Source organism: Microbacterium sp. NPDC028030 (genome assembly GCF_040637855.1).
Classification (GTDB): Bacteria; Actinomycetota; Actinomycetes; order Actinomycetales; family Microbacteriaceae; genus Microbacterium.
The window spans coordinates 306,763-319,229 of record NZ_JBEZXF010000001.1; the positions used below are offsets into that span (position 1 = coordinate 306,763).

A 12,467-nucleotide genomic window follows, 5' to 3' on the forward strand; every position below is an offset into this window, starting at 1 on the left:
ACCCCCCTTGCGACCCAAAGCTACTGTTAGTAAGTTACGGTTGGTAGGTTCCAATACTATCCCGAGCACTACCGCTGCATCCACGATCCGAGGAGAGACATGACCGCCGACCTCCGGCCCACCGCGCACTGGATCTACGCGCATCCGCAGTCGGGTTCCCTGAACCGCCAACTGTTCCACGCGGGGATCGAGGCACTCACGCCGCGTTACGACGTGCAGACCTCGGATCTGTATGCCCAGGGCTTCGACCCGGTGCTGGCGCAGCACGACATCGGCGGGCGCGAGGGGAACATCGTCGACCTGATGGGCGAGGTCCACGAGAGCGGGCTCGTTCCCGACGACGTGCGCGTCGAGCAGCGAAAACTGGAGGCCGCCGAGCTGCTCGTCTTCCAGTTCCCGCTGTGGTGGTACGGCGCACCGGCGATCCTCAAAGGGTGGTTCGACCGGGTGTTCACGAACGGATTCGCATACGGCGGCGTCGACGACGAGACAGGGCTGCCGCTCCGCTACGGCGAGGGCGGCCTGAAGGGCAAGCGCGCACTCATCATCGTGACGGCGGGCGAGGATGCGCGGAGCATCGGTTCCCGGGGCGTCAGCGGAGACCTCGATTCACTGCTGTTCCCCATCACGCACGGCACGCTCTGGTACACGGGGATCGAATCCCTCGATCTCCACGTCATCCACGATGCCGACGCCCTCGATGCCGCAGCCGTCGCTTCGGAGCGCGACCGGCTCACCACGAGGCTCGCGGGCATTCACGAGGAGGCGCCGTCTCAGCCGTACCGCGCTCTGCGCGACGGCGAGTACCGGGGCACACGGGCGCTGCGTGCCGACATCCTTCCCGGACGAACCGATCTCGACATCCACCGCATCGGTGTGGTGAACGGCTCCCGCTAGTCGGTGTTGGACGTACTGCCGCTCACCTCCCGGGTCTCGACAGGGGGATTCACCCGAATCGCGCGGCGAGCGAGCTCTCCAGCTCGGTCGCTGCGGCACGGACCGCTTCGGTGATCTCCGCCCGATGCTCCTCCGACAGTCGATACGCGGGCGCGACCACCGTGATCGCTCCGATCACCGAGCCCTCGGAGTGGATGCCGGCGGCACTGGCCCAGACACCCTGATCGACTTCGCCGGCGCTCTCGGCGTACCCGGACGCGCGGATCTCGTCGAGCTCGCGCTCCAGTCGCTGCCGCACCGGCTTGGTCAGCGTGGAGCCGACACGCTGCAGATACTGCTTGAGCTTCGCGGGCGGGAGCGAACTGACCAGCAGCTTTGCGGCGGCACCGCTGTGCAGGGGCATGAGGTGCCCGGGCTGGAATGAGATCGAGATCGGGTGGTCAGACTCGGCGATCGCGAGGCACACCGCGGAGTCGTTGACGCGCCGCAGGTACAACGCCGTCTCCCCGGTGGTCGCGGCCAGCCGGTTCAGGATCGGCTGCGCCTGAGCCCGATAGTCGAAGGTCGCCTCAGCCGCGCGCGCGAGACGCAGGACCTGCGGCGAAAGCACGAACCGCCCTTTCTCGCGTTCCTCGATCAAGTCCATCTCGCGCAGGAGCGAGATGTAGCGATAGGCGCTCGGCACGGAGATGTCGTGATCCTCGAGCAGGTTCTCGAGCGTCAGCTCAGGCGCGGACTCCGTGAACTGCAGCAGGATCTGCAGCGCACGGCGGGCGCTGTCGACGCCCTTCGTGCGCTGCGGGTGCGCGTCGGCGGGCTTCTCGCCGCCCGCTCGCTCCGCAGGTCCCTGTGCCTCATTCACCATCGGAAGCCTTTCCGTCGCTCTCGTCACGGCTGATGATCATCATCGCCGCATGTCAGACCCGGCGTGCGCTCAACACGGCGAGTGCGGCATCCATGCCGTCTCCGATGTCCACCGGAACCCCGAGATCCGCGAGCGTCCGGCCCAGCGCGGCCAGTCCGATGAGGGAGTGGAGACCTCCCGCCGTGGGCCCCATGTGGGAGAGACGCACGAGGTTGCCCGCCCCCTGGCCGTGCGACAACATCACACCATACACGTCCCGTGCGTGGTCGCGGACGACCGCGTTGTCGATCGAATCGGGCAGTCGGATCGACGTGACGCACGCCGACATGATCTCCTCGCGGACGGCCCAGAACTCGAGGCCCATCGCCCGCGCACCCGCGCGCGTGACCTGGGCTGCAGCTTCGTGGCGGCCGACCACCGCGTCGATCCCCTCCTCCAGCGCCTGGTCGAGCGCGGACTCGAGTCCGTACATGTCGCTCACCGAAGGTGTATAGGGGAACCGGCCGTCTCCGAGCCACTTCTCCTTCCAGTCGATCAGCGACAGGTAGGAATCACGCGGAGCCGCGGGGTTGGCATAGATGCTCTCCCACGCCCGCGCGCTCACCGAGACGAGGGCGACTCCTGCGGGCCCGCCCAGGCACTTCTGCCCGCCGGCCACACAGATGTCCAATCCCCACGCGTCCGTCTCCCATGGCATCCCCAGCACACCGGAGACCGTGTCGATGTAGGTGAGGATGCCGCGGTCCCGGCACATCGGTCCGATCGCCGCGACGTCGGTGACGGTCCCCGACGGCGTCTCGGAGGCGACGAGGCAGACCATCTGGATCTCGGGATGCGCATCCAGGTACTCCTCGACGCGGGCAGGGTCGACGGCGTCGTCATAGCCCACCTGGATCTCGTGGAGAACGGCGCCGAAGCCGGTGATCCAATAGCCCGTCCCCTTGCCGAACACTCCCTGCACCAGATTCAGCACGTGCATCCCCGGCGTGATGAGCGACCGCAGGGCCCCTTCGAGGGCGACGATCGCCTCACCCTGCATCAGGATGATGTCGTTGCGGGTGCGGAAGATCTCGCCGACCTTCTGCTCCGTCCGGCGGAAGCCCGCCTGGAATTCGGGGTCGTAGTGGTACAGGATCGGGCGGCCGAGCGCCGCCTGGGTCCGCGGGGTGACCGTGACCGGCCCTGCGGAGAGCGTGAAATCGGGAAGTGCCATGGAAGGGTTCCTCTCGGAGTGGACGACGCGCGTCAGCGCGCGCCGCGTGTGTAGGCGGCGCCCAGCGCAGGGGGGACGACCGAGCTGCGGGCGAAGACGATCAGCGTGATCATGACGACCACGAACGGGAGCATCTTGATGAAGTCCGCGGGGACGTTGAACCCGATGACCTGCAGGGCGGGACCGATCGCGACGGCGAGACCGTAGATCAACGAGGTGATGATCACGAGCGACATCCGGCCCCGCGAGAGCATCGTGATCACGATCGCGATGAAGCCCAGGCCGTTCGTGATCATGGGGGTGAAGGTCGAGGTGGTGAGGATCGCGAGATAGGCGCCGCCCAGGCCGACGAACACCCCGTTGAGGATCACCGCCTGCGACCTGGTCTTCATGACGCTGCCGCCCGCGGCGTCGAGAGAGGAGGGTTTCTGCCCCGCCGCCCGCGTCGACAGACCCCAGTTCGTGCGCGTGAGCAGGAAGCCCATCGCGATCACCAGGAGCAGCATGATCCAGAAGATCTCCGACTGCCGGAACACCGCAGGACCGATCACCGGGATCTCCGACAGTCCCGGGATCGCGAGAGCCGGGGGCTTGCCCAGACCCGTCGTGGTCTTGGCGTAGTTCTGGAGATACAGCACGCTCGTGAGGCCCTCGCCCACCAGCGTCACCGCGAGGCCGATCACGATCTGATTGAGCCCGAGCCAGACGTTCAGGATCAGCATCGCCAGGTTCGCGACGACTCCGCCCACTGCGCCGGCGAGCATACCGAGCCAGAAGTTGCCTGTGACGAGGGTCGCCACGAATCCGGAGTATGCCCCGATCAGCATCACGCCCTCGATGCCGAGGTTGAGCACGCCCGCCTGCTCGCCGATGGTCTCACCGGTGGCGGCGAGGATCAGAGGCATCGCCTGGGCGAGGACGGTGACGAGGAACACCGTCACGAACGTCGCAGAGACCAGGTCGGTCATGAGGTCGTCCTTCCGTCGCGGGTGAACGGGCGCGTGAGGGTGCGGCGCAACCCGGCCGGCAGGTAGCTCTGACCGAGACGGCGTCGGTCGCCGATGTACTCGGTGATGGTCATGAAGATCAGGATGAGTCCGACGATCACGAGCAGGAAGTCGACGTTGAGTCCGGCCTGCTGGGTCGCCAGCGTGCCACCCGTCGCGAGGACCGCATAGAACGCCACCAGCGGGATCGACCCCACCGGGCTCAGACGAGCGAGGAACACGAACGGGAGGATCGCGGCGCCGTAGGCCGGGTTCCAGTTCGCGCGCTGATAGCTGTACTGCCCCAGGATGTCGATGGCCCCGGCGAAGGCGATGATGCCGCTCGAGAGCGCGAAGATGAGGATGACCATCCACGTGGAGTTGATGCCCACGTGGCGGGCCGCCTTGGGGCTGGCGCCGAAGACGTCGAGGCGCAGCCCGAACGACGTGCGACTCAGGACGAATTGAGCCAGCACGGCCAGCAGCAGGGCGATGATGAACCCGACATGTATCTCGGTTCCCGGGATGTACGGAAGCAGTTGATCGTCCGGGATCACCCGGGTCTGCGGCATCGGCGTATTCGGATCCTTGAGCGGGCCCTTGATCGCCAGGTTGACGACGCCGATCGCGATGAACGACATCACGAGCGAGGTGATGATCTCGTTCGTCCCATAACGCGCCTTCAGGATCGCGGGGATCAGCGACCACACCGCTCCCAGTGCGACGGCGGCGACGAAGATGATGAGCGTCGCGAGCCATGCGGGCATGACGGCGAACAGCACGGGGCCGCTGCCTGAGGCGACCAGGGCTCCGAGGAGGTACTGCCCGTTGTAGCCGAGGTTCCACAGCTGCCCGCGGAAAGCGACGATCAGACCGAGCGCGACGATGAGCAGCGGCGCCATCAGCACGAGGCTGCGTTGCCAGTTGTCGCCCGTGATGCCATAGGTCCACACCCCGACGAAGAAGTCGACGGGGCTGGTGCCCATGGCGAGCATGATCAACCCCGACGTGAGGAGGGCGAGCACCACCGGCAGCACGGAGCGGGCGAGGTCTCCTCCGATGCGTCGCGCACGGCTCGGAGGCACGACCGCCATCGTTGCTGTGGTCGTCGGTCCGGGAGCAGTGGTCGTCATGCGCTCACTCCCTCGATCGCACCGGTCATGTACTGACCCACTTTCTCGGCTGTGCCTGGTCCGTCGTTGACGACGCTGCCGACGAGACGGCCGCGCGAGATCACTTCGATGCGGTGGGAGAGTTCGACGAGTTCGTCGAGATCCGTGGAGAGGAGCAGCACCGATCCTCCGTTCGCGGCGAAGTCGATCAGGAGCTCGCGCACGAGCCGCACGGTCTTGAGATCGAGTCCGTACGTGGGCTTGTTCACGATCACGAGCCGCGCGCCGTGCGTGAGTTCGCGGGCGAGCAGGATCTTCTGGATGTTGCCGCCCGAGAGCGTGCCGGCGCGCGTGGACGGCGAGGGGGTGCGGATGCCGTACTCCTCGATCAGGCGCTCGGCCTCGGCTTCCACGACCTTGTCCTGGATCTGCCCCCACTTCCAGAACGGACGCTGTCCGATGCGCTTGATCACGAGGTTGAGCGAGACCGCCATCGAACCGACCGTCCCCTCGTGCAGTCGATCGTCCGTCACGTAGCGAAGGCCCAGCTGCTGGCGTCCTCGCACGCCGAGTCGCGTGACGTCCTGGCCGTCGAAGACCACGGTGCCCTGCGAGGCCGGACGCTGCCCGGCGACGACCTCGGCGAGCGCTCCCTGCCCGTGCCCGTCGATTCCCGCGATGCCGAGGATCTCGCCCTCATGCACCTGAAGCGCGGCATCCTCGACTTCGACGTCGCGGCCGATGCCGTGGCTGGACACGCCGACGAGCGACAGGCGCACCGGGCTCTCGCGCCGATCGATCCGAGCCGTCTCCCTGGTGGTCTCGGTCGCCCCGGCGAGCTCGGCCGCGTCGTCCACCTTCGCGAGGTCGTCGCCGAACATCGCATGCAGGATCGCGTCCTGCGCCTGGGTCTCGGAGAAGACGGCGAGTTCGTCGACCGAGATGTGTCCGACGTTGCGTCCCCCGCGAAGAACCGTGACGCAGTCTCCCATCGCGTACGCCTCTCGCAGCTTGTGAGTGATGAAGACGACCGCCAGCCCCTGCGCCTTGACCCGCTCGATGCTCTCCCCGAGGTGATCGATCGCCTGCGGCGTGAGCATCGACGTCGGTTCGTCGAGGATGAGCAGGCGGCTGCCCTTCCACATCGCCTTCGCGATCTCGACCTGCTGCTGCTGCCCGAGTCCGAGATCGGCGGCGAGCGCGTGCGGCTCGATGCGCGCGCCGAGCAGTTCGGACAGCTCCTCCAGGCGCTGGAGCGCGGACGCCCGGTCGAGGAGGAAGCCGTTCTCGCCCAGCATCAGGTTCTCCAGCACCGTGAACGCCGGCACCAACGTCGAGTGCTGGTGCACGACCCCGATCCCGTGTTCGACCGCCGCCCGCGGCGAGTTGATCGGCGTGAGCACGCCGTCGATCGAGATCGTTCCGGAGTCCGGCTGCTGCATTCCTGCCAGGATGCTGATGAGCGTGGACTTGCCTGCGCCGTTCTCGCCGAGAAGGCAATGGACCTGACCACTCACGATGTCGAGCGAGATCCGGTCGTTCGCCACGACCCCGGGGAAAGCCTTGGTGATCTCATGGAGCGAGATCACGCTCGGCTCTGTGGGTGATGTCACGTGCGTCTCCTTGCGGTGGGTGTGTACGCCGGGGCATCGGTGCCGGAACCCGCGCCCCGGCACCGATGGTTGCAACGGGAGGTCAGTCCCCCTTGGCGGCGATGACCTCGTTCACCTGAGCGGCGTTCTCCGCCGCAGTGGGAACGATCGATCCGTCGGCGATGCCCGCCTTCGCGGTCTCGATGGCGGCCTGGATCTCCGCCGTCAGGTTGTCGGTCTCCTGCAGCGAGAGTCCGCCGTTGTCGACGGTGAGCGCGTATCCCTGCTCTCCGAAGGTCCCGGCCTCGACGTCTTCGATGGCCTGCTCGTACGTGGATGCGTAGTTCCACAGCACCGAGGTGAGCAGAACGTCGGTGTTGCTCAGGCCGGCGGTCACGTCGCCGATGTCGGCGATGTACTTGACGCCGTCTGCCGCCTCGACGGCCTGGAGGTAGCCGTGCGTCGCCCCGTCTCCCATTCCGAAGATGACATCCGCCCCAGAGGCGATCAGCTGCTCGGCGGCGGTCTTCCCTCCGGCGGCATCCGCGTATGCCGCCGGGCCGACGGAGGTGTACAGCACGGAGATCGTCGGGTCGACGCTGTACACCCCCTGGGCGAATCCGGATGACATCTTGAACCAGTTGAGGTCGTCGGCCGAGACGACGATGCCGACGGTCTTGCTGGTGGTCGACATGGCGGCGGCGATGCCCGCGAGGTAGCCGCCTTCCTGGGCCTCGGTCTTGGTGACGGCGATCTTGCCCGGGATGTTCTCACCGGCGTCCTGGATCAGGATCGGCACGTCCTTGGCCTGGGCGACGCTGGTGGCTGCGACTCCGTAACCGGAGGCATGGGCGATGATGAACTGCGCTCCGCTGTCGGCCACCTGCCCGAGAACGGTCTCGGTGTTGTCCCAGCCGGCGTCGGGGACGAGCGTGACCTCGATGCCGAGCGACTCCGAGGCGGCGGTCGCGCCGTCGAGACCCGCTTGGTTCCATCCGAAGTCCGACTCGTTCTCGGGGGCGACGAGCGCGAACTGCTCGACGGTCGCTCCCGCTTCGCCGCTCGGTTCGCTCGTGGATGCGTCTCCTCCTCGGCCGCCCGAGCAGGCGGCGAGACCGAGCGCGATGATCGCGATCGTCGCGGCGGTGGCTGTACGTGCACTGCGGCGCTGTGGGCCGCTCAGGGTATAAGGCATTGCCGAAGATCCTCTCAGTCGGAAAGTCCCGATCCTCGTCACCGTGCCAGGGCAATCTTTCTCACAATGTGTCGGGATAGCGATACAGTATGAGAAACGCAGCGGCGCGTCAACGGTGAGATCCAGGATTTACACCGCAGAAACACGAACCCTCGATGATGAGGGTGGAGGTTACCCCCATGACCAGGAAGACCCCGAGCGCGTGCATCGCGCTGGCTTTCATTCTCGCGTTGTCCGGTTGTGCAGCACAGCCCGCGCTCTCCGAGCGCGACGCCGCCGCCCTCGCGCAACTGGATGCGATCGCAGGACCCACTTCGGGCGTGGCCGCCGAGGCGACGACAGGCACCGAGTGCTGGCTTCCTTCCGCGCACGCCCTGGAGGAGGGCGTCGACTCCGACACCGCCTGGCGGGTGCTCTGCCGTGTGCATTACACGTCACCGACGGGCGATCGCTACCAGGACACCACCTGCATCGGGGACTTCGCGAGCGACCCCATGCTCGACCATTGCTATCGCTGGACCCACTACGACTTCGCCGAGGTCTTCGAAGACCACCCGGGTGTGAGCACCGGCTGAACGACGAGAGCGCACCGGTGTTTCGACCGTGTGAATCTCGCCCTGAACCTCTTGACACCTTTCCATTGTTCTCATAGCTTGAACGTCAATTACCGCAATATGAGAATCTATCGAAGGTGAGGTCAGCGATGACGGACCCGAAGGTCTATCTCCTCGACGGGGGAACCCTCGTCATCGACGAGTCGGACGTGCACTGGCACATCAATGCCGGCAACCCCGTGCGCTTTCCGGTCTACAGCGTGCTCATCGAGCACCCCGACGCCCTCATCCTCTATGACACCGGCTTCGATCTCGACCATGTCAACCGCGTCCTCCCCTTCGAACTGCCGGAGCAGACCGCGGAGCAGACCATCCCGGCACAGCTCGCGAAGATCGGATACGCGCCGGAAGACGTGGACATCGTCGTCAACTCCCATTTCCACTTCGACCACGTCGGCGGGAACCGATTCCTGACCGAGGCGACGACACTCGTGCACAAGGAGGAGCTCCGCCACGCCAAGGTCCCCGAGCCGTTCGAGCGCCTCGGCTACTCCGACCTCTCATTCGATCACGAGACCGTGACGTACAAGCCCATCTCGGGCGACTACGAGGTGGTGCCGGGAGTCTGGCTGTTCGAGACCCCCGGTCACACGATCGGGCACTACTCCCTGCTCGTGGAACTCCAGAACGAGAAGAGCATGCTGTTCTGCGGCGACGCGGCCTACACGCGCACGACGCTCGAGAAGGAGTGGATCGCCGGATTCCACCTCGATCCGACCAAGTCCGTCGAAGCGATCCGCCGCCTGAACTATCTCGCACGCACGAAGAACGCCGATGTGTACCCGTCGCATGAACTCGAACCGTTCTCGACCTGGAAGCTCGCGCCCGAGTACTACGGCGGCAACTGACCTCGACCCCGCGGCCGACCGGCCGCCCCGACTCACCCGACAGCAGGAACAGAAGGAGCAACACGACATGGCCGAGAAAGAGCAGCGCGTCGCGATCGTCACCGGAGCCGCACAGGGCATCGGCGCGGCGATCGCCGAAGAACTCGCCGCGGACGGCGTGAAGGTCGTCGTCACCGACATCAATGCGGCAGGCGCTGAAGCGGTCGCCGACCGGATCGGAGGGCTGGTGAAAGCCCTCGATGTGAGCGACCCCGAGGCTGTGGCCGCCGTGGTCGCGGAAGTCGCCGACGAGCTCGGTCGCATCGACATCCTCGTCAACAACGCCGCACTCGTGCCGCTCACCGCGTGGGAGGACATCACGTTCGAGGAATGGCGCCGCGTCATGTCGGTGAACCTCGACGGCGTGTACCTCATCACCCATGCCGTCACCGAGGTCATGGGACGCGCAGGCTACGGCCGCATCGTCAACATCGCCTCGAACACCTTCGTCGCCGGCACCCCGAACTGCGCGCACTACGTCGCCACGAAGGGCGCCTCGATCGGCCTGGTGCGCGGGTTGGCCGGCGAACTCGGCAAGAACGGGATCACCATCAACGCGGTGGCCCCCGGCATCATCGCGAGCGAGGGCGTGCTCGCCGGACCGCATGTGAACGGATTCGACTTCGTCGTGCCGATGCAGGCGTTCGACCGTCGAGGGCTTCCCCAGGACGTCGCACCGGCTGTCGCGTTCCTGGCGTCCGAGAAAGCGGGCTGGATCACGGGCCAGACGCTCGTGGTCGATGCCGGGCACACACGCAACTGAGTCCATGCACGCCGACATCCTCATCATCGGAGCCGGCTCGGCGGGCAGTGTTCTGGCGAACCGTCTGAGCGCCGACCCGTCGCGCCAGGTCGTCGTGCTCGAGGCCGGCGGGCGCGTCGACGACCCCGACATGCGCCGTCCCGAGCTGTGGCCGTTCATCCACGGACGCTCGTACGACTGGGACTACCGGACGACGCCCCAGCCGGGTCTCGGCGGCCGCCGCCTCGACTGGGCGCGGGGCAAGGGTCTCGGCGGATCGAGCCTCGTGCACGCGATGGCCCACATGCGAGGGTGCCGCGCGGATTACGACAGATGGGTCGAGGCGACCGGCGACGACCGGTGGTCGTGGGATTCGCTCCTTCCCTTCTTCCGCCGGATGGAGACCTTCTCCGGTGGCGCGGACGATGTGCACGGCGACACCGGCCCCCTGCCCGTCCTCCTCCCCGGGCCCGACCTCTCCAGCCCTCTCGTGACGGACTACCTCTCGGCATGGGAGGCACTCGACGTTCCGCGCATCGCCGACCACAACCGCGGCGAGATGCTCGGCGCCACCCCGAACTCCCTCACCGTCCGCGACGGCGAACGCGTCACGGTCTCGGATGTCTACCTCGACCCGGTCCTCGAGCGCTCGAACCTGCACGTCCTCGTGGGAACGACCGTGCACCGACTCGTGATCGATCACGGTCGGGTCACCGGTGCACAGGTGACCCGCGACGGGCACGACGACGTGATCGAGGCCGACGAGGTCATACTCGCCGGAGGTTCCATCGGCGACCCGCTGCTGCTCATGCGCTCCGGCGTCGGCGACCCCGACGTGCTCGCGGCGGCCGGAGTCGCCACCGAGATCGAGTCCCGCGAAGTGGGGTCGAACCTGCACGATCACCTGCTCGGGGCGGGCAACGTCTACCGGTCGCGACGTGCCGTGCCGCCGACGCGCCTGCAGCTCTCGGAATCGATGACCTACTTGTCGCTGGCGGGGCTGTCTCAGACCGAGGGTGCCGCTGACATCGTCGTGGGGTGCGTGGTCGGACCGAGCATCTCGGACGCGTTCCCCCCATCGGAACGCGCGCGTGCCGTGCCCGGCGAGGCCTACACGCTCCTGTTCGGGGTGACGAACCCCACCAGTCGCGGTTCTCTGCGCATCTCCGGCCCGGACATCGACGACGCCCCCGTGATCGACCCCCGGTACCTCGACACCGCGCATGACAGAGCCGCTTTCCGTGCAGCGCTCGCGCACGCCCGGCTCGTCGGCGCGTCCGCCGAGCTCGGCGGATGGCGAGACGAGGAATTGCTCCCGGGGGGCGACGCGATGAGCGACACGGAGGCCGATGCCTTCATCGCACGGGCGGCGATCACCCACCATCACCCCGTCGGCACCCTCCGCATGGGTTCGGAAGACCACGCTCCCGTCACTCCCGACCTGCGTCTGCGCGGACTGGAAGGCGTGCACGTCGTCGATGCCTCCGTGATCCCCTCGATCACCGCCGGACCTGTGCACGCGGCCGTGCTGGCGATCGCAGAGTCGTTCGCCGACGCCTACCCGGCATAGCCGGACGCGACGAGAGAGCCCGGACCCGACCATCTGGTCGCGTCCGGGCTCTCTCCTCTCGGATGCCGTTCAGACGTCGACACCGAGGAACAGGCGTTGTGCCGTCCGGTGCATGACGTCTTCGAGGTCGTCGGCGTCGAGACCCGCGAGCTGCACCTTCAGCTGCTCGACCTTCGGCTCATGCCACGGACCGTCGGAACCGTACATGACCCTGTCGGACCCGACCTTCTGCACGGCTTCGAGGATCTTGACGCTCATCGGCATCCCACTGGTCTCGAGCCAGACGTTCGGATGCCTCTGGGCGACGCCGATCGACGCGTCGATGTAGATGATGTTGCCGTGACCCATGTGACCGAGGATGATCTTCGCGTCCTCGTAACGGGCGATGAGTTCCTCGATGCTCCAGGGCAACGAGAAGATCGGGTGGCCGCAGTGGATCAGCGCCGGCAGGTCGCGCTCGATCAGCAGTTCGATGATCGGCCAGACCATGGGGTCGTCCGGATGGAAGCCGTCCATCAAGGGGTGCAGCTTCACGCCGCGGAACTTCGGATCGTCGAGGTAGTCCTTGAGCTCGGGGATCGGGTCCCCCAGCTTGGGGTTGGCCCAGTAGAGGCCGTACGCGCCGGGGATGTCCTGGATGACCCGGCGCACCATCGCGTTGTCCTGGTGGAACACCAGCCCCGTGTCGATGTCGTTCTTCTCCAGATACTCGGCGAGGTGGTCCTCGTCGAGCCTCACGCCGAACGTCGGGAAGTCCCCGACGTGCATGTGGGCGTCGGTGATCGGCATGACCG

At 66.8% G+C, this 12,467-nt stretch carries 12 protein-coding genes; 5 read left to right on the forward strand and 7 right to left on the reverse strand.

The features are described 5' to 3' along the window. Positions 1 to 99: 99 nt before the first annotated feature. Complete coding sequence (locus AB0E56_RS01400; RefSeq protein WP_359796290.1) at positions 100 to 897, forward strand: NAD(P)H-dependent oxidoreductase; 798 nt, start codon at positions 100 to 102, stop codon at positions 895 to 897. 49 nt (positions 898 to 946) lie between these two features. Here the strand turns inward: AB0E56_RS01400 and AB0E56_RS01405 are convergent, their stop codons facing one another. The 6 genes from AB0E56_RS01405 to AB0E56_RS01430 form a co-directional block, all read right to left on the reverse strand. Beyond that, positions 947 to 1,762 carry an IclR family transcriptional regulator gene (locus AB0E56_RS01405; protein ID WP_359796291.1) on the reverse strand — a complete coding sequence of 272 codons (816 nt, stop codon included), beginning with the start codon at positions 1,760 to 1,762 and terminating at the stop codon, positions 947 to 949. A 52-nt stretch (positions 1,763 to 1,814) separates the two neighbouring features. Beyond that, a complete protein-coding gene (locus AB0E56_RS01410; protein WP_183151609.1) occupies positions 1,815 to 2,975 on the reverse strand; it encodes an alanine--glyoxylate aminotransferase family protein in 1,161 nt (386 codons plus the stop codon). 32 nt (positions 2,976 to 3,007) lie between these two features. Continuing rightward, entirely contained in the window at positions 3,008 to 3,943 is a 936-nt protein-coding gene (locus AB0E56_RS01415) for an ABC transporter permease (RefSeq protein WP_359796292.1), read from the reverse strand. Then, a complete protein-coding gene (locus tag AB0E56_RS01420) occupies positions 3,940 to 5,094 on the reverse strand; it encodes an ABC transporter permease (protein ID WP_359796293.1) in 1,155 nt (384 codons plus the stop codon). The genes AB0E56_RS01415 and AB0E56_RS01420 overlap by 4 nt, the downstream gene beginning before the upstream one ends. Beyond that, positions 5,091 to 6,686 carry an ABC transporter ATP-binding protein gene (locus AB0E56_RS01425; protein ID WP_359796294.1) on the reverse strand — a complete coding sequence of 532 codons (1,596 nt, stop codon included), beginning with the start codon at positions 6,684 to 6,686 and terminating at the stop codon, positions 5,091 to 5,093. Before AB0E56_RS01425 ends, AB0E56_RS01420 begins: the two co-directional genes overlap by 4 nt. 82 nt (positions 6,687 to 6,768) lie before the next feature. After that, positions 6,769 to 7,860, reverse strand: coding sequence for a BMP family ABC transporter substrate-binding protein (locus AB0E56_RS01430; protein WP_183151605.1), 1,092 nt, complete (start codon positions 7,858 to 7,860; stop codon positions 6,769 to 6,771). Positions 7,861 to 8,039: 179 nt separating this feature from the next. On the opposite strand from AB0E56_RS01430, the gene AB0E56_RS01435 reads away from it, so the two are divergent. From AB0E56_RS01435 to AB0E56_RS01450, 4 genes are all read left to right on the forward strand, one after another. Beyond that, positions 8,040 to 8,435, forward strand: coding sequence for a hypothetical protein (locus tag AB0E56_RS01435; RefSeq protein WP_359796295.1), 396 nt, complete (start codon positions 8,040 to 8,042; stop codon positions 8,433 to 8,435). A gap of 128 nt (positions 8,436 to 8,563) precedes the next feature. Beyond that, positions 8,564 to 9,322 (forward strand): N-acyl homoserine lactonase family protein, encoded by a 759-nt coding sequence (locus AB0E56_RS01440; protein WP_359796296.1) that lies wholly within the window; start codon positions 8,564 to 8,566, stop codon positions 9,320 to 9,322. Positions 9,323 to 9,389: 67 nt separating this feature from the next. After that, complete coding sequence (locus AB0E56_RS01445; RefSeq protein WP_359796297.1) at positions 9,390 to 10,124, forward strand: SDR family oxidoreductase; 735 nt, start codon at positions 9,390 to 9,392, stop codon at positions 10,122 to 10,124. 4 nt (positions 10,125 to 10,128) lie between these two features. Next, positions 10,129 to 11,673 carry a GMC family oxidoreductase N-terminal domain-containing protein gene (locus AB0E56_RS01450; RefSeq protein ID WP_359796298.1) on the forward strand — a complete coding sequence of 515 codons (1,545 nt, stop codon included), beginning with the start codon at positions 10,129 to 10,131 and terminating at the stop codon, positions 11,671 to 11,673. A 69-nt stretch (positions 11,674 to 11,742) separates the two neighbouring features. Here the strand turns inward: AB0E56_RS01450 and AB0E56_RS01455 are convergent, their stop codons facing one another. Continuing rightward, the gene (locus AB0E56_RS01455; protein ID WP_359796299.1) at positions 11,743 to 12,462 is read right to left on the reverse strand and encodes an amidohydrolase family protein; all 720 of its coding nucleotides are present in this window, start codon (positions 12,460 to 12,462) and stop codon (positions 11,743 to 11,745) included. Positions 12,463 to 12,467 lie beyond the last annotated feature (5 nt).